Source organism: Burkholderia sp. TSV86 (genome assembly GCF_001522865.1).
Lineage (GTDB): Bacteria > Pseudomonadota > Gammaproteobacteria > Burkholderiales > Burkholderiaceae > Burkholderia.
On record NZ_LOWB01000116.1, the window covers coordinates 1 to 23877 of the forward strand.

Sequence of the window (23877 nt, forward strand, 5' to 3'; positions counted from 1 at the left end):
CTATCTCAGCCCCATCGAGTACCGTGAAAGCCTGGGGCTAACGGCGTAAACCAGTCCAAGAAAATAGCCGCATCCCCCATCCCCGGTTGGTCAAATTTAGTTAGGCATGCTTCAATACATAGACATACCTATGTTCTCATGTTAAATGTATGCCCGAACATAGATGTGTCTATGTTCGGGCCGTCAGCTGCATGTTTACGTAGGTACGCGAGCTGCGATGCGGCCCCGAGAAATGTGTGCGAGCCAACTGACTTGGCTCGTTGCTTCTCAATATTATTGACCAATAATCCACAATCCGGAGACAGTTATGGCCAAGCCGATTCGATCCAAAGTAATGGCGGCAGCCGCCGCATTCGCAATGAGCGCCGCGCCTGCGGCAAGCGTCGGCACGTTCTTGTCGCTCGCGGGGGCACAATCGGCATCCGCTGCGACAACCGCGGTCGACAATTACGCGGCTACCCAATACCCGATCATTCTGGTGCATGGCCTGACTGGCACTGATAAGTACGCAAACGTTCTCGAGTATTGGTATGGGATTCAGCAAGACCTGCAGGCGCACGGCGCGAAGGTCTACGTTGCGAATCTGTCCGGCTTCCAGAGCGACGACGGCGCGGACGGCCGCGGCGAACAATTGCTTGCATATGTGAAGCAGGTGATGGCGGCCACGGGCGCAACGAAAGTGAATCTGATCGGCCATAGCCAAGGCGGTTTGACGTCGCGTTATGTCGCGGCGGTTGCGCCGGAGCTCGTCGCCTCGGTGACGACGATCGGCACGCCGCACTGGGGCTCGCATTTCGCGGACTTCGTGCAGCAAGTAACGAGCGTCGATCCCACCGGCTTGCTGCAGGGCGCGATTGCCGCGTTTGCCAATGTGTTCGGAACGCTGACGAGCAGCAATCTCAACACGAATCAGGATGCGCTTGCTGCGCTGAAGACGCTCGAGACGTCGCAGGCTGCGGTTTTCAATCAAAACTATCCGAGCGCTGGCCTTGGTGCGTCGATGGCCGCATGTAAGACGGGCGCGGCGACGGAGACGGTCAATGGCAACAAACATCTGCTCTATTCGTGGACGGGAACGGCGATTCAGCCGACGATATCGCTGCTGGGCGTGACCGGCGCGTCCGACACGAGCACGATTCCGGTCGTCGACCCGGCTAACGTGCTTGACCTTTCGACGCTCTCGTTGTTCTCCACTGGCACGGTGATGATCAATCGCGCTTCAGGCGCCAATGACGGGCTGGTGTCGCGTTGCAGCGCGCTGTATGGTCAGGTGCTCAGCACGAGCTATCATTGGAATCACATAGACGAAATCAACCAATTGCTCGGTGTGCGTGGCGCGTTTGCCGAAGATCCGGTGGCGGCGATCCGTGCCCATGCGAACCGGCTGAAAACTCAAGGCGTGTAATCGATGACAGGTAGTCAGAGCGGCGTCGCGCGGCGCGTCGCGCTTTACGGGGTGGCCGCCGCCGTCGCGGTCGGTGCAGTCTGGTACGGAGTTGGTTCCCGGAAGGCCGGCGATGCCGGCGCGCCGAGCGCTGCATCCGCCGCATTGGCCGCATCGGCGAGCGTCGTGGCGGCGAGCGCCGATGCGGGTTCCGGCGCAGGCGGCTTGCCGCCTGCGCTGGCCGGTTCGACCCCGCCGCGTCTGCCGCTCGATGCGCGGGGCCATCTCTCGAAGGCGGTGGCCGTGCGTGACTTCTTCGACTATTTTTTGATCGCGCAAAACCAGGTGAGCGCTGCGGCGCTCGATGCGCTCGTCGTCCGCGAGATCGCCGCGCAGCTTGACGGCACGGTTGCGCAAGGCGAAGCGCTCGACGTCTGGAAGCGCTATCGCGCATATCTCGCCGAACTCGCGAAGCTGCCGGGCGGTGGCTCGGTCGACAACAAGGACGATCTCGCTGCACTGCAACTCGCGCTCGATCAGCGCGCGACGATCGCGAGCCGCACGCTCGGCGACTGGAACGCGCCATTCTTCGGTGTGGAGCAGGAGCGGCAGCGCTACGATCTCGCTCGCTTGAAGATCGTTCGCGACCGGTCGTTGAACGAGGATCAGAAGGCAGCGCGCCTTGCTGCGCTCGAGCAGCAGTTGCCGGCCGATCAACGCGCCGAACTGGAGCGTCAGAAGCAGCAAAACAACGCGATCGCGCAAATCGACAAATTGCAGAAATCGAACGCGACACCCGACGAGATGCGCGCGCAGCTTACGCAGACGCTCGGGCCGGAGGCCGCCGAGCGGGTCGCCAAGATGCAGCAGGCGGATAACGCGTGGCGTGCGAAGTACAACGAGTATGCGGCGCAGCGTGCGCAGATCGAGGCGCAGAATTTGTCGCCACAGGATCGCGACGCACAGATCGCCCAATTGCGGCAACGCTATTTCACGGAACCGGGCGAAGCGATGCGCGCTGCATCGTTTGATCGTGGCGGCGCGTCGTCGAGCGCGCGATAGCGGGAAATTGGGTGGGCAGCGGCTCGAGCGAGCCGCCGTGCGCCGAACGGGTTCCGTGAGGTCGTGCATTGCAGATGAAGGAAGCAGGTATTGGCATGATGCTCCGCACGGCTAAATTTTGATCTGCTTTAAGAGGATTGATCTTTATGGCGTATCGGCGCCTCATCGCAGGCGGCGCATGAAGCGCCGCTCGTGACCGGCGCCTATCTGAAACCGCCTGACTGAATCAGTCGATTCAGATTCGCGATATCGAGACTGCCCCAGCCGGTCGCGTAATCCCAACCCCGGCCGGCGTTGTAGCCATAGCCGTCGTAGCCGTTGTTGCCGGACACGACGTCATACCGCACGAGTGACGGATTCGACGGAATCGAGTTGTACAGGTTCGCTGCGGGAAAGCCGAGGTCCGCGCCGTTCGCGGACAGCAGGCGAGCCCAGAAGCCGGAGAAAAGCGGGGCGGCGAGGCTCGTGCCGCCGATCTGCTGAATCTGCCCATAGTTGTAGATGTATGTGCCGGTGCTTTGCGCAGCGTCGAACGAGACGTCGGGCAACTGACGGTTGCTGCCTGTTTGCCACGACGGGTTCGGCAGGATCGAGCTGACGCCGCCGCCCGTCGCCCATAGCTTGCCGGCGCTATCGAGCCCCTCGTTCCACACCGTCTCGCTCGAGAACGCACCGGATGACGTCGTGTAGAGCGTCGTGCCGCCGATCGCGAGCACGTGCGGCGATGAAGCGGGCCACGATACCGAGTAATTCGCGCCGTCCGGATAGCCGCGGTTGTTGCATTCATAAACGCCTTCGTCGCCCGACGATACCGAGAACGTTTGTCCTTGTGCGGCTGCTTGCGTGAAGATCTGTTCCTCGGCGCTGAGCGAGCCGTCCGCATTTGCATCGCTTTCGCACCAGCCGAGCGAGACGTTGATGATCTTCGCGACGTTGTCCGATACCACCCGATTGAATGCCTGCGTGAGCCCGGTATTGCCGGGCGCGTTGAGGTCGGCCATGTAGAACACCAGTTGACCGACCCGGCCGCCCGCCGCGCCGACGATCGATTGGCTGTCGAGATTCCATTCGCCCTGGCCTTCCTGATCATCGCTGTAGCTGCCGCTCGTGCCGGCGCCGTTTGTCTGTACAGTCTGCGTGTTGACCGCCGGGTAGCCGTTCGCGCTTGCGAACTGCCGCAGATCCTGAATCGCTTGCGAAACGCCGCCGATCGTCACGATGCCGACTGTCGCGTTCGCTGCCGTCGGCACGTCCGATGCGTCGTATAGCGCGGGGAATTCGGACGGGTAGTGGCCGGTCGCGGTGCCGGCTGCGGCCGCTTGCGGCTTCGCGATCGTGCCGATTTTCAGCAGCGGCCGCGCGCGTGCGACGTTTTGCAGCCCGAGCACGGCATCGACGATACTGCCGAGCGCGCTTGGCACCTGGGCGGCGGCCGTATTCGCGTAGCCGGATCGGCCAGCGAATTGATAGTGGACAAGCGGCGTATTGAACGCGCGCTTGACCGCACCGGCCGTACCGCGTGCGGAGACGAGCAGCCGGTTAGGCGCGATGGCGATATCGACGAAGCCGTTCTTGCGCAGATAATCGACGGCTTGCTCGACCTGCGCGTCGGTCGGCGCGTAATCCGCCAGGAATTGCCGGCTCGTGATGAATTGCCGGTACTGCGAACTATGCGGATTGTTGACGTTGCGTGCGATCGTTTTCAATTGCTCGGCATGGCGCAGCTTCAGACTGACCATGATGCGCACGGCTTCGCCGGGGACGAACTCGAGCGATGCGGGGTTTGCGCTGCGCGCGAGCGCTTCGGTCTGCGCGTGGTTCAGGAATGCATGTGTGTGCGTGTCGACCCAATCCGTTGCGCCGTATGCGACGCCGGCGATCAGCGCGAGCGGCCAACCACACGCAAGGCGCTTGCACGACGACGAAAAGGGGAGGGCGAAACAGGCGTTCTTTTTCATCGGGTGTGTCCTTTTGAGAAAGTGCGACGTTATTGGGCCCGACGGCCCTTGTGGGGACGTGAGCGCGCCAAGCGTATGCGAGCGCCTTGTTTCAGATAACTGCTAGTTTCAACAGAGGAAAAATGGGGAGCCTGTTCACTATCTGGTGCGTGAACGAAGAAGGAAGGAAAAGGAAGGGAAGATGAAAATGATCGGGATGGCTAATGAAAGAAAGTGACGCGCGAATGCGACAGCTTTCTTTTCGACATATCGCCGCAAGCGCCCGCGTGGGCGGCCTGCGTGCCGAAGCTGTCAGGCTTCATGGGCGAAGCAGGTCTAAGCCCGCAAGCGCGACTACGCCGCTTAGCGCGATCATCGGCACCGAGTGCCGCCCGAGATAAAGTATCGTGGCGGCTGTCCAACTTGCGACGAAAAATATGCCGATTCGTTTCATGATGGAGGGATGGCGGAATCGCCCGGCCAGCATGAGCTGCGGGGGAGCTCGATAGCGTTCGCCCAACATCGGATGGGATTCGCGCGGCCGCTATTATAGGGTTTTCCCTTGTTTTTGTCAGCGTGAGCGGCAGGCACGCTGCCATCGGCGGATTCGCGCCGAGCAGGCGGCGGGCCGATTGCCCGTTTGTGCACGGCTACCCGACGCTTATCAAGCTTTCGGTTTTCCAATCGGTTCGGATGTTCGTCTGCAGAATCCGGACGCCTCTGCAACAATGTAGGGCGCGGCACGATTCAATGCCGTGTTGCCGCTCGATTTGCGATGCAGCGGCGCGTCGCCTGTCTGCCGAGTTCAATCTTGTCCGAAACCGCTTTTGCCGCCGGTGCCGTGCAGCCGGTGTTCAATTGGCGTGCAATGGCCGCGATCATGCTTGCCGTCGCGCTCGCCACGCTCGATACCGCGATCGCCAATACCGCGCTGCCCGCGATCGCCTCCGATCTGCATACCGCGCCTGCCGCGTCGGTCTGGATCATCAATGCGTATCAGCTTGCGATGGTTGCGACGCTGCTGCCGTTCGCCGCGCTCGGCGATATCGTCGGTCATAAGCGTGTCTATGTCGGCGGGCTGTTCGTGTTCACGCTCGCATCGCTCGCTTGCTCGCTCGTGTCGACGTTGCCGATGCTGATCGTCGCGCGGATCGTGCAGGGGCTCGGCGCGAGTGCGATCATGAGCGTCAATACCGCGTTGATTCGCTATCTGTACCCGCCGCATCGGCTCGGACGCGGTGTTGGGCTGAATGCGCTGATCGTCGGCGTGTCGTTCGCGGTCGGGCCGACGGTGGCGTCGCTGATTCTGTCGGTAGCCGCGTGGCCGTGGTTGTTCGCGGTGAATGTGCCGCTCGGCGTGCTTGCGCTCGCGGTGGCGATTCCGTCATTGCCGCGGACGCAGCGCAGTGCGCGGGGTTTTGATCCGCTGGCCGCGGGCTTCAATGTCGTGACGTTTGCGGCCTTGATCTTCGCGCTCGGCGAGGCGGCCCAGCGCGGTTCCGCGCATGCCGTGCTGATTGCGGCGGCCGTCGCGCTCGGTTTCGGCACGCTGCTGATTCGGCGCGAGGCGGGGCGGGCCGCGCCGATGCTGCCCGTCGATCTGTTCCGCCGGCCGGTGTTCGCGCTGTCGGCGGTGACTGCTGTGTGCGCGTTTGCCGCACAAGGGCTCGCGTTCGTCTCGCTACCGTTTTACTTCGAGAGTGTGCTGCACCGAAGCCCTGTCGAGACGGGGTTTCTGATGACGCCATGGTCGGCCGTCGTCGCGCTGGCCGCGCCGGTTGCCGGCCGGTTGTCCGACCGCTATCCGCCGGGGTTGCTCGGCGCGTTCGGGTTGGCGTTGTTGAGTGCGGGAATGGTGTGGCTTGCGGCGTTGCCGCCTTATCCGCATGTGGTCGATATCGGCTGGCGGATGATGTTGTGCGGCGCGGGTTTCGGTTTTTTCCAATCGCCGAATCTGAAAGCGCTGATGGCAAGCGCGCCGCCTGAGCGCAGCGGTGGCGCGAGCGGCATTATCGCGACCGCGCGTTTGATCGGACAGGCCACCGGCGCGGCGCTCGTCGCTTTGTGCTTTGGCGTCGCGGGCTCGCATGGGCCGACGCTTGCGCTGACGCTGGGTGCATTTTTCGCAGGCGCGGCGAGCTTGGCGAGCGGGCTGCGGCTGCTGGTGCCGTCGCATCGCGCAGGCGCGGGCGTCGCGCCAGAGGCGAAGCGGGAGTAGGGGCGATGCTTAAGCCGGGCGCAGCGCGGCGGCCTGGGCGTTTTCCGCACCGAGCGGCGTGCGTGAACGCGGTGCGAACAGCTCAGGCGCACGCTGGTCAAACGCTATCGTGGGCAGGCTGCGCAACGGCGGCCGCATGCGCGGACGCGCGACTCGATTTAGCCGCATCAGCGGCTGAAACATCAGGCGTCCGGCAGACTGAAACCGCAATATCGATCAAGCATTTTTCAGCGCGGCACGCATGAACACGACGAAATGCTTCGTCACGGCATCGTCCCGCGTGGCGGGCCAAGCCAGCCCCACGCGCCACCTCGCGTTCTTGCCGGGAAGCTGCAAGATCGTCGCGTCGCGCAGCAGATGCCGCGCGCTCGAAGGAACGAATGCGGCGCCAACGCCGGCGGCGACCGACGCGAGCACTGACTGAACGTCTTCGGCGTGCTGCGTGACATTCGGTACGAACCGGTGCTCGACGCACCACCGGTCGATCTGCGCGGCGAGTCCGGGCCCGCGCGCACGCTGCAAAGCGATGAAGCCGATTTCATTGAGCACGCCAAGGCCGGCCGGCACCCGTGTATGGCGAAGGTGCGACGGCAGCGCCAGTGCCAGCCCCTCGTCAATGACCTTGAACGATGACAGTCCGTCCGCGGGCGGCAGACGCATGAAGCCGGCGTCCAGCTTGCCCGCGAGTAGGCGGCGCGTTTGCTCGGCGGAGGAAAGGTCGCTTAGTGTGATTGCGACGCCCGGATGCCTGGCGCGGAAATCGGCGATGAGCCGTGGCACGATCGTCAGGACGGACATACAGATGCCAATGCGCAAATGGCCGCGCCGGCCGCTGCTCGATTCCCGCGCGCGCGACAGAATCTCGTCTGCGTCGCGCACGAGCATTTGCGCATCGGGCAGAAACGTTTCGCCGAACGAAGTGAGCACCGCGCCGTGCCGCCCGCGCTCGAACAGCTTACCGCCGACGCTCGCCTCCAGCATGCCGATCTGCTTGCTGAGCGCGGGCTGGCTGATGTGCAGCGCATCGGCCGCGCGGCTGAAATGGCGCAGTTCGGCCACCGTCAGGAAGGCTCTCAGCAGTTTCAATTCCATTCCAAAAGGCGATTATATCGATCAAAACATTCATTTTACTGATCGATTCGTAACGCGTTCAATACGCAGACGCTCTTCTTGAAACCATCTTCCGCCATGTCTATTCGAAGCTCGACCGGTTGCCTGCCCCGCGCGATGCAGGTATGCGCCGATTCGCCCGAAGCTCCGGCCTGCTGCGACGCACCACAAACGCCTTCGGCATTTGATGCCGGCTCGTCGCACCGGCGTGGCCGCCGACGCTTTGGCGATGCGATACCCGACATGCCGCCGCGCACGGCGACTGGGGCGATCGCCATCAGCTTTGCCGTCGTTTCGCGCAGGCATTGGCCGCGCTGAACGCGGCCAATGCCGGGCTGTGTGACGGCATGCACGATGTGCTGGCGTGCTTGGTTACGCCCGCGCATCGCGCATCGTCGCGGTTCGGCCAGAAGTACGAATCGGCGTAACCGCCAGCCTGCAACCGGGCGCGGGAATGCGCGGAAAGCGCCGGAAAAACCAAAGCCCGGCCGAGGCCGGGCTTTTGATGATCGGCCGCGCGCCCGCGTCGCTGCGGGCTGCGGCCTTGCCATGCAAGCAGCTTGGCTTATGCGGCCAGCAGCGAGCGCAGCACGAACGGCAGGATCCCGCCGTGCTTGTAGTAGTCGACTTCGATCGGCGTATCGATGCGCAGCAGCACCGGCACGCGTTTCGTTTCGCCGTTCTTGCGATGGATCACGAGCGTGACGTCCTGCTGCGGCTTGAAGTTGTCGCCGAGGCCCTCGATGTCGTAAGTTTCATCGCCGGTGATGCCGAGCGATTGCACGCTGTCCGAGCCCTTGAATTGCAGCGGCAGTACGCCCATGCCGACGAGGTTCGAGCGGTGGATCCGCTCGAAGCTGCGCGCGATCACCGCCTTCACGCCGAGCAATTGCGTGCCTTTTGCCGCCCAGTCGCGCGACGAGCCCGTGCCGTATTCCTCGCCTGCGAATACGACGGTCGGCGTGCCGGCATCGATGTACTTCATCGCGGCGTCGTAGATCGACAGTTGCTCGCCGCTCGGCTGGTGGATCGTCAGACCGCCTTCGACGCGCGTGCCGTCTGCCTTCGCCGGGATCATCAGGTTCTTGATCCGGACGTTTGCGAACGTGCCGCGCATCATCACGTCATGGTTGCCGCGGCGTGAGCCGTAGCTGTTGAAGTCGGCCTTCTGCACGCCGTTCTCCTTCAGCCATTTGCCGGCCGGGGAGTCTTCCTTGATCGAGCCTGCCGGGCTGATGTGGTCGGTCGTCACCGAATCACCGAAGATGCCGAGCGCGCGCGCGCCCTTGACGGCAGCGATCGATGCGGCCGGCTCCATCGAGAAGTCCTTGCCGAAGAACGGCGGCTCCGCGATGTAGGTCGACTTCGGCCAGTCGTACACCTGGCCGGTTTCGCCTTCGATCTTGCTCCAGAGGTCGCCCTTCTTCGTGAGCTGCGCGTAGTTTTCCTCGAACTTTTTCGGATCGAGCGCGTACTTGAGCAGCGCATGGACTTCGTCGCTCGACGGCCAGATGTCGCCGAGGTAGATATCCTTGCCGCCCTTGCCCTGGCCGACCGGCTCGGTCATCAGATCCTTCGTGATGTTGCCGGCGATCGCATATGCGACGACGAGCGGCGGCGAAGCGAGGAAGTTCGCACGGATGTTCGGGTGAATGCGCGCCTCGAAGTTACGGTTGCCCGACAGCACGGCCGCCGCGACGATATCGTTCTTCGTGATCGCTTCGTTCAGCTCCGGCGTGAGGTCGCCCGCGTTGCCGATGCAGGTCGTGCAGCCGTAGGCGGCCACTTCGAAGCCGAGCTTCGCGAGGTACGGCAGCAGGCCCGTCTTCGTCAGGTATTCAGTGACGATCCGCGATCCCGGCGCGAGCGACGTCTTGATGTGCGGCGCGACGGTGAGGCCCGCTTCGACGGCCTTCTTCGCGAGCAGGCCGGCGGCGAGCAGCACGCTCGGGTTCGACGTGTTCGTGCACGACGTGATCGCGGCGATCAGCACGTCGCCGTTCTTGACGTTGACGCCGTTCGACGTCTTGTAGTCGGCCGTCAGGTCGGCGGCCTTCTTCGCGAAGCCGTTTTCCGCGACCGGCTTCGAGAACAGCTCGGTGAACGTCGATTTCACGTTGCCAATTTCGATGCGGTCCTGCGGGCGCTTCGGGCCTGCGAGCGACGGCGCGACAGTGGCCAGATCGAGCGTCAGCACCTTCGTATAGTCGATGTCGCCTGCCTTCGGAATGCCGAACAGATCTTGCGCTTTGAAGTAGTTTTCGAACGCGGCGATTTCCGCCTTGGTGCGGCCCGTGCCCTTGAAGTAGTCGATGGTCTTCTCGTCAACCGGGAAGAAGCCCATCGTCGCGCCGTATTCGGGCGCCATGTTGGCGATCGTCGCGCGGTCCGGCAGCGCGAGCGACGCGGTGCCCTCGCCGAAGAATTCGACGAACTTGCCGACGACCTTTTCCTTGCGCAGCATTTCGGTGATCGTCAACACCAGGTCGGTGGCCGTCACGCCTTCGCGCAGCTTGCCCTTCAGCTCCACGCCGACCACGTCCGGCGTCAGGAAGTACACCGGCTGGCCGAGCATGCCCGCTTCGGCCTCGATGCCGCCCACGCCCCAGCCGACCACGCCGATGCCGTTGATCATCGTCGTGTGGCTGTCGGTGCCGACGAGGGTGTCGGGGTAGTAGACCGTATCGTCGCCGTCCTTCTTCTTATGAACGCCGCGCGCCAGGTATTCGAGGTTCACCTGGTGGACGATGCCAACGCCTGGCGGCACGACCTTGAACGTGTCGAATGCCTGCATGCCCCACTTCATGAACTGGTAGCGCTCGTTGTTGCGCTGGAACTCCAGCTTCATGTTCAGATCGAGCGCGTCTTTCTGGCGGAAGTAGTCGATCTGCACGGAGTGGTCGACGACGAGATCGACCGGCACGAGCGGTTCGATCTTCTTCGGATTCTTGCCCGCGCGCTTCGCGACGCCGCGCATCGCGGCGATGTCGGCGAGCAGCGGTACGCCGGTGAAGTCCTGCAGCACGACGCGCGAGACGACGAACGGAATTTCGTCGACGCGCTTCGCATTCGGCTTCCAGTTAGCGAGCTGCTCGATATGCTCTTCGGTGATCTTCTTGCCGTCGTAGTTGCGCAGCACGGATTCGAGCACGATCCGGATCGAGACGGGCAGCCGCTCGATCTTCGTCTTCAGTTCGCGGCCGAGCTTCGGTAGCGAATAGAATTTGCCTTCTTTGCCGGAACCGGTGTCGAATTCCTTGAGAGTCTTGTGGAGATTGTGGGCCATGGTGTCTTCCTGGGTTTGAGGCTAGGAAAGAATTCTGTATTTGACGGCTAGATCACATACAGATCGACGTATTCATTGACCGGCATCGCCTCGAGCTTTGCCTGATCCAGCGACACGTCGAGAATCGCTTGTTGCTGCTTGGCCGGGAAGCGGCGCGCGAGATTCGTCTTGAACTTGTCGATCAAGAGCGCAATGCCTTCGGCGCGGCGCCGCATATGGCCGATCGGATAGTCGACCGCCACCTCGGTGAGCCTCGATCCGTCGTCGAATTCAATCGTCAGCGCATTGGCGATCGAACGCTTGTCCGGATCGTGGTAATCCTTCGTGAACTGCGGGTCCTCGACGCATGCGATCTTCGCACGCAACGCGTCGATGCGTGGATCGGCGGCGACGCCGTCCTCGTAGTCGGCGGCCGTCAGGCGGCCGTGGAGGAGTGGCACGGCGATCATGTACTGGATGCAGTGGTCGCGGTCGGCCGGGTTCGCGAGCGGGCCTTGCTTGTCGATGATCCGCATCGCGGCCGCATGCGTGCGCACCGTCACGCGGCGGATTTCGTCCGCCGTGCGGCCAGCGGCGGCCAATTGCGCGTGCAGCGCGATCGCTGCCTCGACGGCCGTTTGCGCATGGAACTCGGCCGGGTAGGAAATTTTGAACAGCACGTTTTCCATCACATAGGTGCCGTATGAGCGCTGGAACGTGAACGGCTTGCCGCCGAACAGCACGTCGTAGAAGCCCCAGGTCGGCGCGCTCAGCGCGGACGGATAGCCCATCTCGCCGGTTTTCGCGATCAGCGCGAGACGCACCCCGCGCGACGTCGCGTCGCCGGCCGCCCATGACTTGCGCGAGCCCGTGTTCGGCGCTTGGCGGTATGTGCGCAGCGGATGGCCATCGACGAACGCAAGCGACAGCGCATTGATCAATTCATCGCGGCTCAGGCCGAGCAGGCGGCCGACGGTTGCTGTCGATGCAACCTTCACGAGCAATACGTGATCGAGGCCGACTTGGTTGAACGAATTTTCGAGCGCGATACAGCCCTGGATCTCGTGTGCTTGGATCATCGCGACGAGCACGTCTTTCATCGCGAGCGGCCGCTTGCCCGCCGAGATTGCGGTGCGCGACAGCCAATCGGCCGTGGCGAGGATGCCGCCGAGATTGTCGGACGGATGGCCCCATTCGGCGGCGAGCCAGGTGTCGTTGAAGTCGAGCCAGCGGATTGCCGTGCCGATGTTGAATGCGGCCTGCACCGGATCGAGCTGAAGCGACGTGCCGGGCACTTTCGCGCCGTTCGGCACGATGGTGCCCGGCACGATCGGCCCGAGCAGTTTCGTGCAAGCCGGATACGAGAGTGCTTCGAGCCCACAACCGAGCGTATCGATCAGGCAGTGGCGCGCGGTATCGAGCGCGCGCGCACTGTCGATGCGATGGTTCAGCACATAGTCGGCGATATCGACCAGCACTGGATCCGGCGCGGGCCGGACGTTCGGAATCGGGGCGGACATCTAGGCTCCTGTCGGCCGGAGTTGGCGCTTCAGCGCCTACTCCGGTCCCATGCCGCAGTTGACGGGAATTGGCGCTTCAGCGCCTAGTCCCGTCCTGCGGCGGTCGGCCGGAGTCGACATTTCAGCGCCTACTCCGGTCCCATGCCGCGGTTGACGGGAATTGGCGCTTCAGCGCCTAGTCCCGTCCTGCGGCGGTCGGCCGGAGTCGGCGTTTTCGCGCTTATTCCGGTCCCATGCAAGATAGCTCGACTGCCGAGCGCGACCTCAGTTGCCGGTCTTCAGTTCGTTCGACTGGGTCGGCGCGGCCGTGCCGGCCGCAGCCATTTCGGCCGTCTTGCATTCGTCGGCGAGGCGGCTGTCGTCCTTGTCACTGAACAGCATCCCCTTGGTCGGGATCACGACGAGCTTCATGCCGCTTGCCGGATCGTAGAACACGTCTGCGCCCGTCGTCGTTTGCTGGCGGGGCAGCTTGTAGTTCTTGCTCGCCCAGTGAACCGTGACGATCTGGTCGCGTTTCATGTCGCCGGCGAGTTCATACGACAGGCCTTCCTTGCACGACCACTTGACCGACCCTTCCGGCACCGGATCCACCTTGGCTGCCGCGGCCGCTTGCGCCTTCTTGCTGCGCGGAATCAGACGCCGCTTCGGCGCGGGGCGCTTCGGCGTGGCCTTCTTGGCGGTGGACGATGAAGTTTGCGCGACTGCGCTAGGCGCCGCGGCCAGCATCGAGGCGGATAGCGCGCCAATGACAGTGGCGATCAGCAGTTTCTTCATGGAATCAAAGCCTTATGTTAATCAGTTAGCAACGGCGGACACACGCACGTCCACCGGGTTGAACTGCACGCGCCCCGGAACGTACAGCGGCCGCTATTTTCACCTATTTAGCCGTGCAAAATCAGCTTTTGCGCGATCCTGCACGGTTCATATTTTGACGTTTCCCATCGTTGGCGCCGGTTCGTCCGCGCCGCGAAAGAGCTGCGCGGCATCCGCCGGCAGCGGCTGGCCGGTGGCTTGCGCGCGGCGCAGCACCGACCAGTAGTAGCGGTAGCTCGCGCGATCGTGCAGCGCATCATCATGGCGCGTCGGCCCCCAGCCGGCCGACTGCGCGGCGAGCAGGATCTCGCTTGCGCGCGCGATTTCGCCGGCGCGCGGCGCGAAGGCAGCGACGATCTCGCGGATCTGCGCGGGATGGATGCTCCACATCCGCGTGTAGCCGAATTCGTCGCGCGCGCGCTGCGCATCTCTGGCGACCACCTGCATGTCGCGGACCTCGGTTGTCACGTTATGCGACGGCGTTTTGCCATGCGCATGGCATGCGGCGGCGATTTCCAGCTTCGCGCGGCGCACGAGCGGATGATCGAACTGGCCGGGCGTGCGCATCGCCGCGTCGGCAATCGCGCCGTGGTGAGCAGAAACGAAGTCCATCAGGCCGAAGCTCAGCGTCGCGACGCTCGGCAGCGCGGCGATCTTTGCCGCATCGGCGAGCGCGCCGTGGGTTTCGATCAGCACGTCGACGGGAATCGGCTGCGCAATCCCGAGTTCGCGGCGCGACGCCTCGATGAACGCGCACATTTCGGCCGCGTCGGCCGCGCTGCCGACCTTCGGCAGCGTCAGGTACGCAGGCGGACGCGCCGCGCGCAGGATGATGCGCACGTCGTCGCGCCAGTGCGGATGGGAAATATCGTGGATGCGCGCGCCGACGCGTCCGAAGCGGTTCGCCTCGCCGCCGACGAGTGCCGCGACGAGTTCCGCATGCTCGGCCTCGTGCCCCACGCGCGCGCCGTCCTCGCAATCGAGCGTGACGTCGAATACCGGCCCGAGTTCCGCTTGCAGCGCAAGCGACTTCAGCATCAGCTTTTCGCTGCCTGCATAGTGATCGCAGCAAGGCAGGATCGCCGGAGGGGTAACGCCTTCGTACAGCACTTCTGCGGGGGTAAGCGCGGACATCTTTTCTGCGTCAGGTCGTCAGGATCTGGGCCAACTGGGAAAATCCGATTCGAACGGGCTCTACCGGCGCGGGGCGGCGTTGAGCGCAGAAGCCGTGCGGATCGGATCGCGGGGCTCGCGATCACCGGACCCAACCGGGCGAGATGCCCGGCCGGCCGGTTGCCGGGCCGCCCCGCAAGACTTCGGCGCGGCAGGCCCGGTGCGTCGCACGTGCTTTACTTCAGCAGGTGAGCGACGCCATCGCGCTCTTCGAGCAGCTCGGCGAGCGTCGCGTCCATCTTCTCGCGCGAGAACGCATCGATCTCCAGGCCCTCGACACGCTTGTATTCGCCGTTTTCCGTGGTGACGGGCACGCCGTAGATGATGTCTTCGGGAATGCCGTACGAGCCGTCCGACGGGATGCCCATCGTGACCCACTTACCGTTTGTGCCGAGCACCCAGTCGCGGACGTGGTCGATCGCCGCGTTCGCCGCCGACGCCGCCGACGACAGCCCGCGCGCCTCGATGATCGCCGCGCCGCGTTTGCCGACGGTCGGGATGAACGTGTTGCGGTTCCAGTCGTCGTCGTTGATCAGCTTCAGCAGCGATTCGCCTTCGGCCGTCGCGAAGCGGAAGTCGGGGTACATCGTCGGCGAGTGGTTGCCCCATACCGCGAGCTTCTCGATCGACGCGACCGGCTTGCCGGACTTCGCCGCGAGCTGCGACAGCGCGCGGTTGTGGTCCAGGCGCAGCATCGCGGTGAAGTTCTTTTTCGGCAGATCCGGCGCCGACTTCATCGCGATGTATGCATTCGTGTTCGCCGGGTTGCCGACGACCAGCACCTTCACGTCGCGGCTCGCGACTTCATTGAGCGCGCGGCCTTGAACCGTGAAGATTTCGGCGTTCGCCGACAGCAAATCCTTGCGCTCCATGCCTTTCGAGCGCGGACGGGCGCCGACCAGCAGCGCGACATCGGCATCCTTGAATGCGACCTTCGGGTCGTCTGTCACCACGACGCCCGCGAGCAGCGGGAACGCGCAGTCTTCCAGCTCCATCACGACGCCTTTGACGGCCGCTTGCGCTTGCGGCAGATCGAGCAATTGCAGGATGACCGGCTGGTCCTTGCCGAGCAGATCGCCGTTGGCGATGCGAAATAGCAGGGAGTAACCGATTTGACCTGCGGCGCCGGTGACGGCGACGCGCTTTGCGGGCTTAGCCATTGAAATCTCCAGGACGATGAGCGTGGAACGCTAGGAAAAACGCCATTTTATGCGCGTTATGCGAAGCGTTGCGTTGTAGCAGGGAGGATTCGCGGTTGCAGGCGCGATGCTGCCTGAAAACAGACGGGAGCGCCGGGGCCGGCTCACGCTAATGACGGGCAACGCACGTTCCCCTGATCCCAAAAATCTGTTCGCGGGCAGGCCGCCGGGCAAGCCCGTGATTAGCGTGAGCCGGCCCGATTTCGGCGCGCAGCCGGCATGCGTGCGGCAACCCGCGAACCCTTGCTCGCCCCGGAGTTTAGGAGTCACGGCAGGCAAAGTCAAACCCTATCTTATGTCTTATATAAGACAGATGTTTTACAGGAAAAATCTAGACGGAAAAGCGGGGTTTATGTTGAAATGCGCGCCATGACTTCCAATCAGGCGAGCGCACCCCATCCGAATGGCGCGGCCGGCGCTTCGCAGCCCGGCGGCGAAGCGCCGGCCGCGCCTTCGCCGACTTTCAGCCCTCTCTATCAGCAAATAAAGGCGCTGATCACGCAGAGTCTCGAGGCCGGCGAATGGAAGCCGGGCGAGATCATTCCGAGCGAGGTCGAGCTCGCGGCGCGCTACAAGGTCAGCCAGGGCACGGTGCGCAAGGCGATCGACGAACTGGCGGCCGACAATTTGCTCGTGCGCCGCCAGGGCAAGGGCACGTTCGTCGCGACCCATAGCGAGGAGCGCGCGCAGTTCCGTTTCCTGCGGCTTTTGGCCGACGACGGCGTCGAGCATCCGCACGTGAGCCGGCTGCTCGAGTGCCGGCGCATGCGGGCACCGGCCGAGATCGCGCGCCAGCTCGATCTGAAGCCGGCCGATCCGGTCGTTCAGGTGCGGCGCGTCCTGGAGTTCGACGGCGCGGTGACGGTGCTCGACGAGATCTGGTTGCCGGGTGCGATATTTCGCGGGCTGACGTTCGAGCGCCTGAGCGACTACAAGGGTCCGCTTTACGCGATGTTCGAAAGCGAGTTCGGCACGCGGATGATTCGTGCGACCGAGAAGGTCCGCGCGGTGGCGGCCGAGCCCGCGGTTGCCGACGCAAGCGGCGTGCCGGTGGGCTTTCCGTTGCTGGCGGTCGAGCGCGTGTCATATACGTATGGCGATCGCCCCGTCGAGGTGCGGCGCGGATGGTATGTCACAACCGGGTATTACTATCAGAACGACTTGAGTTGAAAGTTGAACAGTTGAACTGAAGATCGACGGCAACTCAGGCTGAGCCTGAATCAGCGTAAGGCAAAACGATAGGTGATTGCGCGCCCCACGCGTCAAGCATGTTTCGCGCCTTGTTTACCGCTGTGAAATGCAACGCTTCAGCGCTGACTTTCGCTGCAGCGCGAAATAAAAAGGCGCTAAAATCTCGGGTTAGTGTCACAACATCGTAGGGGTCTAGCATGACTGAAGCAGTTAGAAAGCCGAGGCCGGAGTATCGGAACATCGGATTTGGCGATATCACGCTGAAGTACCGTCTGCCGCTCGCGGCCAAGGTTTCGATCCTGCACCGGGTCAGCGGTGCGCTGCTGTTCCTGTTTCTTCCTTTCCTGCTTTATCTCTTCGATCAAAGCCTGACCTCCGAACTCAGCTTCGAAGTCTTCAAGGCGTTTCTCTCCAATATCGTCGTCAAGCTGATCGTTCTCGCGCTGTCGTGGGCGTTCCTGTTCCACTTTTGCGCGGGAGTGCGCCATCTGCTGATGGACATGAATCACGATGCGGTGTCCAAGGAGCGCGGCAAGCGCACGTCGGTTGTCGTATTCGCCGTGTCGACGCTTCTCACGATCGCCGTCGCGCTCAAACTGTTCGGAGCATTCTAAAAATGGCAGCCCACAATCGTATCGGCTCGAAGCGTCTCGTCGTCGGCGCTCACTATGGTCTGCGCGACTGGCTCGCGCAACGCATCACCGCGACGATCATGGCGATCTACACGGTGATCCTGCTCGTGTGGTTCTTTACCGCGCGCGATTTCTCGTATGAAGGCTGGGCATCGATCTTCGCCACGCAATGGATGAAGCTCGCCACCTTCGTCACGCTGCTTTCGCTCTTCTATCACGCATGGGTTGGCGTGCGCGATATCTGGATGGACTACGTGAAGCCCGTCGGCGTGCGTATCGCGCTGCAATCGTTGACGATCGTCTGGCTGCTCGCGAGTGCGGGTTACGCTGCGCAGATTCTCTGGAGAGTGTAAAGAATGGCTGCAATCAAAAATTCCCTGCCGCGTCGCAAGTTCGACGTGGTGATCGTCGGCGCGGGCGGCTCGGGGATGCGCGCGTCGCTGCAACTGTCGCGCGCGGGCCTTTCCGTCTGCGTGCTGTCGAAAGTGTTCCCGACGCGTTCGCACACGGTCGCCGCGCAAGGCGGGATCGGCGCGTCGCTCGGCAACATGAGCGAAGACAACTGGCACTATCACTTCTACGACACGATCAAGGGCTCCGACTGGCTCGGCGACCAGGACGCGATCGAATTCATGTGCCGTGAAGCGCCGAACGCGGTCTACGAGCTGGAACACTTCGGCATGCCGTTCGACCGCAACGCGGATGGCACGATCTACCAGCGTCCGTTCGGCGGCCACACCGCGAACTACGGCGAGAAGCCGGTGCAGCGCGCATGCGCGGCGGCCGACCGCACCGGCCACGCGCTGCTGCACACGCTGTACCAGCAGAACGTCGCCGCGAAGACGCAATTTTTCGTCGAATGGATGGCGCTCGATCTGATCCGCGACGCGGACGGCGACGTGCTCGGCGTGACGGCCCTCGAAATGGAAACGGGCGATGTCTACATCCTCGAAGGCAAGACGACGCTCTTCGCAACGGGCGGCGCGGGCCGCATCTTCGCTGCGTCGACCAACGCGTTCATCAACACGGGCGACGGCCTCGGGATGGCCGCGCGTTCGGGCATCGCGCTGCAGGACATGGAGTTCTGGCAGTTCCACCCGACGGGCGTCGCGGGCGCGGGCGTGCTGATCACCGAAGGCGTGCGCGGCGAGGGCGGCATCCTGCGCAACGCGAACGGCGAGCGCTTCATGGAGCGCTATGCGCCGACGCTGAAGGATCTGGCGCCGCGCGATTTCGTGTCGCGCTCGATGGACCAGGAAATCAAGGAAGGCCGCGGCGTTGGCCCGAACAAGGATCACGTGCTGCTCGATCTGTCGCACATCGGCGCTGAGACGATCATGAAGCGTCTGCCGTCGATCCGCGAAATCGCGCTGAAGTTCGCGAACGTCGATTGCATCAAGGAGCCGATTCCGGTCGTGCCGACGATCCATTATCAAATGGGCGGCATTCCGACCAACATTCACGGCCAGGTGGTCGGCACGGCGCGCGGTCACGAGGAGCCGATCAACGGCTTCTACGCGGTCGGCGAATGCTCGTGCGTGTCGGTACACGGTGCGAACCGTCTCGGCACGAATTCGCTGCTCGATCTCGTGGTGTTTGGCCGCGCGGCCGGCAACCATATTGTCGAGCACGTGAAGAATCAGCGCGATCACAAGCCGCTGCCGGCGGACGCGGGCGATTTTTCGCTCGAGCGTCTCGCGAAGCTCGAGAAATCGTCGTCGGGCGAATATACACAGGACGTCGCGAACGACATCCGCTCGACGATGCAAAAGCATGCGGGCGTGTTCCGCACGTCGGCGCTGTTGTCCGAGGGCGTCGGCAAGATGGCCGAGTTGCAGGAGCGCGTCGCCAACGTGCACCTGAAGGACAAGTCTAAGGTGTTCAACACCGCGCGCGTCGAGGCGCTCGAACTGGCGAACCTGATCGAGGTTGCGCGCGCGACGATGGTATCGGCCGAGGCGCGCAAGGAAAGCCGCGGCGCGCACGCGCACAGCGACTACGAGCACCGCGACGACGAGAACTGGCTGCGCCACACCCTGTGGTTTAGCGAAAACGATCGCCTCGACTACAAGCCCGTCCATATGAAGCCGCTGACGGTCGAGTCCGTGCCGCCGAAGGCGCGCACGTTCTAAGCCAGCGCAAAGGAATCTGAAATGGCCAAACGCATTTTCGAAATCTACCGCTACGATCCGGATAAGGACGCCGCGCCGCGCATGCAGACTTACGAGCTGGAGATTCAGCACGAGCGGATGCTGCTCGACGCGCTCGTCAAGCTGAAGGCGCTCGACGAGACGTTGTCGTTCCGCCGTTCGTGCCGCGAGGGCGTGTGCGGGTCGGACGCGATGAACATCAACGGCAAGAACGGCCTTGCATGTCTGACGAACTTGAACGACTTGCCGCAGAAGATCGTGCTGCGTCCGCTGCCGGGCTTGCCCGTCGTGCGCGACCTGATTTGCGACTTCACGCAGTTCTTCAACCAGTATCACTCGATCCGCCCGTACCTGATCAACGGCGAGCCGCCGCCCGAGAAGGAGCGTCTGCAGTCGCCAGAGGAGCGCGACGAGCTGGACGGCCTGTACGAGTGCATTCTGTGCGCGAGCTGCTCGACGTCATGCCCGAGCTTCTGGTGGAATCCGGACAAATTCGTCGGCCCGGCCGGCCTGCTGCAGGCATACCGCTTCATCGCGGACAGCCGTGATCGCGCGACGGGCGAGCGCCTCGACAATCTCAACGATCCGTACCGCTTGTTCCGTTGCCATACGATCATGAACTGCGTCGATGTGTGCCCGAAGGGCCTGAACCCGACGAAGGCGATTGGCAAGATCAAGGAACTGATGGTTCGCCGTGCGGTTTAATATGAAACAATCTTTGCTCGCTTCGTCCGCCGCCTGCTGGGCGCCCGCGCGTTCGTTCGGCACGGCCGCGTTCGGCGCGGCCCGGCGTGGCGCGGCGCGACGCGTACTGCCATGAGCGAGTCGCATCAATCCGATCCGCACCGCCGCGCGCGTCTTCGCTGGCGCGCCCGGCGCGGTCTGCTGGAGAACGATCTCATTTTCGAGCGTTTCTTCGAAAGACACGAGCATGACCTCAGCGACGCCGACGTGAGCGCACTGTCGCGCCTGCTGGATCTGAGCGACAACGACCTGATGGACTTGCTGCTTGCGCGCAAGGAACCGGAAGGCGACCTTGCCAGCCCGGAAATGTCCAGGCTGCTGGAGATGCTGCGCAGCGTTTGAGAGCGTTGTGCCCGTTATCGAAAACCATTTCTTTTTTCGATTGAGGATGTGCCATGACCCCGTCTGATGTTAAAGCCACGCTATCGTTCAGCGATAATTCGCCGAGCGTCGAACTGCCGATTTACCAGGGTACGCTGGGCCCGGATGTGATCGACATCCGCAAGCTGTACGGCCAGACAGGCAAGTTCACGTATGACCCGGGCTTCATGTCGACAGCGTCGTGCAACTCGGCCATCACGTACATCGACGGCGACAAGGGCGAGTTGCTGTATCGTGGCTACCCGATCGACAATCTCGCCGAGAACGCGGATTTCCTCGAAACCTGCTACCTGCTGTTGAAGGGCGAACTGCCGAACGCGGCGCAAAAGAAGGAATTCGTCGCCACCGTCACGAAGCACACGATGGTGCACGAGCAGATGCAGTTCTTCTTCCGCGGCTTTCGCCGCGACGCGCACCCGATGGCGATCCTGGTTGCCGCAGTCGGTGCGCTGTCGGCGTTCTATCACGATTCGCTCGATATCAACGATCCGCGTCACCGCGAGGTGTCGGCGATCCGCATGATCGCGAAGCTGCCGACGCTCGTCGCGATGGCTTACAAATACAGCATCGGCCAGCCGTTCGTTTATCCGCAAAACAATCTGTCGTACAGCGCGAATTTCATGCGGATGATGTTCGCGAACCCGTGCGAGGAATATCAGGTTAACGACGTGCTGGTGCGTGCGCTTGACCGCATCCTGATTCTGCATGCCGATCACGAGCAGAACGCATCGACGTCGACGGTTCGCCTTGCGGGTTCGTCGGGCGCGAATCCGTTTGCGTGTATCGCGGCTGGTATCGCATGTCTGTGGGGTCCGGCGCACGGTGGCGCGAACGAAGCCGCGCTGAATATGCTTGAGCAGATCGGCTCGCCGGATAACATCCCCGAATTCATCAAGCAAGTGAAGGACAAGAATTCGGGCGTGAAGCTGATGGGCTTCGGCCACCGCGTGTACAAGAACTACGATCCGCGTGCGAAGCTGATGCGCGAGACTTGCCATGAAGTGTTGAACGAACTGGGTCTGCACGACGATCCGCTGTTTAAGCTCGCGATGCAGCTCGAGAAGATCGCGCTCGAAGACGAATACTTCGTGTCGCGCAAGCTGTATCCGAACGTCGATTTCTATTCGGGCATTGTTCAGCGCGCGCTCGGCATCCCGACGTCGATGTTCACCTGCATCTTCGCGATGGCTCGCACGGTTGGCTGGATCGCGCAGTGGAACGAGATGATCGCCGATCCCGAGCAGAAGATCGGCCGTCCGCGCCAGCTCTTCATCGGCGAAACGCAGCGCACCGCGAAGCCGATCGCGCAGCGCTAAGCGGCAGGAGTTGCGTGCGCGCGCTGCGCCGCGCGCGATGTTTGGTTCGCGCCTCGACGGTTTCGCCGTCGAGGCGTTTTCTTTTTTGCGCGGCGGGCATAGGCGCGATCTAGTTGCGCAGGCGTTCGTCCGGCGTTTCGGCGCAGCGGCTTTCAGCGACGCGTTTGCCGAGAGGAGCGGCGTTCGAGCGACGGCGAGCGCACGTTCAGCGCGGCCGGCTCGGGCGAATCGGCTGCGTGACCATGCGCGGCGAACCACTGCCGGTATTCGCGCGGTGTCATGTTGCGCACTGCGCGGAATTGCCGGTTGAAGTTTGAGAGATTCGAAAAACCCGAGCGAGCGGCAATGACGGCAATGGGCCAATCGGTTGCCGTGAGTTGGCGCGACGCGTAAGCGATCCGCGCGCGTTGCAGGTAACGGCCGATACTTTCGCCGACGTGCTGCGCGAACCGGCGTTGCAGCGAACGCTCGGACAGATGCGCGGCCGCGGCGAGTTCAGCGATGCGCAGCGGCTCGTGAAAGCGGCGCTCGAGCAGGTCGAGCACGCGGTCCAGGCGCTCGGCTTCGGGGATGGGGCTCGTCGCGACGGTGCCGGCCGTTGCGGCTGAGCTTGGCGTGCAGTTCAAGTTGGTCGGAATAGATTCGGTCAACACGGTCAGGGTCGGGCTTGTTTCGCGCGACCCGATTCCGCGCGAAGCCACTCCGCCCTCAGTCAGGCGTGGCTCGGCCGCCGCAGGCTCGGCCCACAGTTGGCCGGTAGCGGACCGTGCCGCCCGCGCTTGCCCTTTGCTTGCCGTTGCGCCAGCCGCTTTCGCGCTGTATGCGGCCGCGGTCGCGAGCGGTTGCGCGGCGGTTTCGGCGAGTTCCGCGAGCGCGTCGAGCACCGCGGCCAGCCTTGCGCGCGGCGATGCATCAAGCAGTGCCGGCAGCCGCGCGCGCATCGCGGCGGCGGCCTGCTGGCCGAACGCCAGTCCTGGCGCGGCGCGCCGCAGCAGCGAGTGCAGCTTGCCGAATTCGGGGCAGCAGTCGGCGACGCGGCGCGCCCAGTCGCCGGTGAACCAGACGACGAGCGCGACTTGCGGCGCATCGGGATCGATGCGTTCTTCCGACGCCCATGTATGCGGCAGATTCGGCGGCACGAGGGCGAGATCGTCGCCATCGTATTCGGCGGTGTGATCGCCGATGAAGCGGCGGCCGCGGCTGTTCAGCGTGAGCGTCAGTTCGTATTCCGGATGATGGTGCCATTCGAACGGGATCGCGACGAGTCGGCGATGGTAGACACGGATCGAGCAGCCGGTGGGGATCGTGACACGTTCGTACTGCGGTTTCATCGAAAGCTCTCTGTAACAGGGCCACGCATGCCGGCCCTTAAAAGGAAGGATCGGATGCTGCACATATCTGCATCGGCGTAAGCGATTTCGGCCGCGCATACGCGTTTTAAGCACCGCTGATGGACGCGCTCGGTCGTCGGCTCAAGTTTCGCGATCCGGCAACTTGGGCGGCGTGAATGTCGGGCGGCGCATCGCGGCCGTTGTTTCTGATCGGCCAACCGCACGATGGCGGGCCTGCGTCGCCAGGAAACGGGCAAATGGCCGCGTTTCTTGCGCCCGATCGGCCGATCGTCGAGCGTTGCCATGCAGCTTGCGCTGCGGGCGGATGAAACCAGCGAAGGTTGGCCAGGGTTGCGGCCGCATTACCACCCGGATTACTACGGCGCGCATTTTCGCGATCCCGACGGCAATAAGCGGTGTGTATCTACTGCCACGAGCACGCTTGATACAC

General features: G+C 63.3%; 18 protein-coding genes and 1 pseudogene. 11 read left to right on the forward strand and 8 right to left on the reverse strand.

Annotated elements, in window-relative coordinates:
• Positions 1–307 precede the first annotated feature (307 nt).
• Together WS68_RS21590 and WS68_RS21595 are read left to right on the forward strand one after the other, a co-directional pair.
• Positions 308–1405, forward strand: a complete 1098-nt coding sequence (locus tag WS68_RS21590) for a triacylglycerol lipase (RefSeq protein ID WP_059572693.1) — start codon at positions 308–310, stop codon at positions 1403–1405.
• 3 nt (positions 1406–1408) lie between these two features.
• Positions 1409–2446, forward strand: a complete 1038-nt coding sequence (locus WS68_RS21595; protein WP_059572694.1) for a lipase secretion chaperone — start codon at positions 1409–1411, stop codon at positions 2444–2446.
• Positions 2447–2649: 203 nt separating this feature from the next.
• Here WS68_RS21595 and WS68_RS21600 read toward each other — a convergent pair whose 3' ends face one another.
• Complete coding sequence (locus tag WS68_RS21600; protein WP_059572695.1) at positions 2650–4404, reverse strand: S53 family peptidase; 1755 nt, start codon at positions 4402–4404, stop codon at positions 2650–2652.
• Positions 4405–5194: 790 nt separating this feature from the next.
• On the opposite strand from WS68_RS21600, the gene WS68_RS21605 reads away from it, so the two are divergent.
• Positions 5195–6601, forward strand: a complete 1407-nt coding sequence (locus tag WS68_RS21605) for an MFS transporter (protein WP_059573067.1) — start codon at positions 5195–5197, stop codon at positions 6599–6601.
• 216 nt (positions 6602–6817) lie between these two features.
• Here the strand turns inward: WS68_RS21605 and WS68_RS21610 are convergent, their stop codons facing one another.
• The 6 genes from WS68_RS21610 to WS68_RS21640 all read right to left on the reverse strand — a co-directional run bounded on the left by WS68_RS21610 (position 6818) and on the right by WS68_RS21640 (position 15642).
• On the reverse strand, positions 6818–7693 hold the full coding sequence (locus WS68_RS21610; protein ID WP_059572696.1) for a LysR substrate-binding domain-containing protein: 876 nt from the start codon (positions 7691–7693) through the stop codon (positions 6818–6820).
• Positions 7694–8276: 583 nt separating this feature from the next.
• Positions 8277–10997, reverse strand: a complete 2721-nt coding sequence (gene acnA / locus WS68_RS21620) for an aconitate hydratase AcnA (RefSeq protein WP_059572698.1) — start codon at positions 10995–10997, stop codon at positions 8277–8279.
• Between the two features lie 47 nt (positions 10998–11044).
• Positions 11045–12496 carry a bifunctional 2-methylcitrate dehydratase/aconitate hydratase gene (locus tag WS68_RS21625; RefSeq protein WP_059572699.1) on the reverse strand — a complete coding sequence of 484 codons (1452 nt, stop codon included), beginning with the start codon at positions 12494–12496 and terminating at the stop codon, positions 11045–11047.
• A gap of 264 nt (positions 12497–12760) precedes the next feature.
• Positions 12761–13270 (reverse strand): hypothetical protein, encoded by a 510-nt coding sequence (locus WS68_RS21630; protein ID WP_059572700.1) that lies wholly within the window; start codon positions 13268–13270, stop codon positions 12761–12763.
• A gap of 147 nt (positions 13271–13417) precedes the next feature.
• Complete coding sequence (locus WS68_RS21635) at positions 13418–14443, reverse strand: HpcH/HpaI aldolase/citrate lyase family protein (RefSeq protein WP_059572701.1); 1026 nt, start codon at positions 14441–14443, stop codon at positions 13418–13420.
• A gap of 215 nt (positions 14444–14658) precedes the next feature.
• The gene (locus WS68_RS21640) at positions 14659–15642 is read right to left on the reverse strand and encodes a malate dehydrogenase (RefSeq protein ID WP_059572702.1); all 984 of its coding nucleotides are present in this window, start codon (positions 15640–15642) and stop codon (positions 14659–14661) included.
• A 408-nt stretch (positions 15643–16050) separates the two neighbouring features.
• Between WS68_RS21640 and WS68_RS21645 the strand changes: the two genes are divergently transcribed.
• The 7 genes from WS68_RS21645 to gltA all read left to right on the forward strand — a co-directional run bounded on the left by WS68_RS21645 (position 16051) and on the right by gltA (position 22095).
• Positions 16051–16851, forward strand: coding sequence for a GntR family transcriptional regulator (locus WS68_RS21645; protein WP_082710246.1), 801 nt, complete (start codon positions 16051–16053; stop codon positions 16849–16851).
• Between the two features lie 218 nt (positions 16852–17069).
• The gene (sdhC, locus tag WS68_RS21650; RefSeq protein WP_059572704.1) at positions 17070–17486 is read left to right on the forward strand and encodes a succinate dehydrogenase, cytochrome b556 subunit; all 417 of its coding nucleotides are present in this window, start codon (positions 17070–17072) and stop codon (positions 17484–17486) included.
• A gap of 2 nt (positions 17487–17488) precedes the next feature.
• Positions 17489–17857, forward strand: a complete 369-nt coding sequence (sdhD, locus tag WS68_RS21655; RefSeq protein WP_059572705.1) for a succinate dehydrogenase, hydrophobic membrane anchor protein — start codon at positions 17489–17491, stop codon at positions 17855–17857.
• Positions 17858–17860: 3 nt separating this feature from the next.
• Positions 17861–19636, forward strand: coding sequence for a succinate dehydrogenase flavoprotein subunit (sdhA, locus tag WS68_RS21660; RefSeq protein ID WP_059572706.1), 1776 nt, complete (start codon positions 17861–17863; stop codon positions 19634–19636).
• 21 nt (positions 19637–19657) lie between these two features.
• The gene (locus WS68_RS21665; RefSeq protein ID WP_059572707.1) at positions 19658–20359 is read left to right on the forward strand and encodes a succinate dehydrogenase iron-sulfur subunit; all 702 of its coding nucleotides are present in this window, start codon (positions 19658–19660) and stop codon (positions 20357–20359) included.
• 111 nt (positions 20360–20470) lie between these two features.
• Positions 20471–20740 (forward strand): FAD assembly factor SdhE, encoded by a 270-nt coding sequence (locus WS68_RS21670; protein ID WP_059572708.1) that lies wholly within the window; start codon positions 20471–20473, stop codon positions 20738–20740.
• 53 nt (positions 20741–20793) lie between these two features.
• Positions 20794–22095, forward strand: coding sequence for a citrate synthase (gltA, locus tag WS68_RS21675; protein WP_059572709.1), 1302 nt, complete (start codon positions 20794–20796; stop codon positions 22093–22095).
• Positions 22096–22247: 152 nt separating this feature from the next.
• Here the strand turns inward: gltA and WS68_RS21680 are convergent, their stop codons facing one another.
• A complete protein-coding gene (locus WS68_RS21680; protein ID WP_059572710.1) occupies positions 22248–23426 on the reverse strand; it encodes a helix-turn-helix domain-containing protein in 1179 nt (392 codons plus the stop codon).
• Positions 23427–23545: 119 nt separating this feature from the next.
• On the opposite strand from WS68_RS21680, the pseudogene WS68_RS29080 reads away from it, so the two are divergent.
• A pseudogene (locus tag WS68_RS29080) lies at positions 23546–23872 on the forward strand (VOC family protein).
• The last annotated feature ends 5 nt before the right edge of the window (positions 23873–23877 follow it).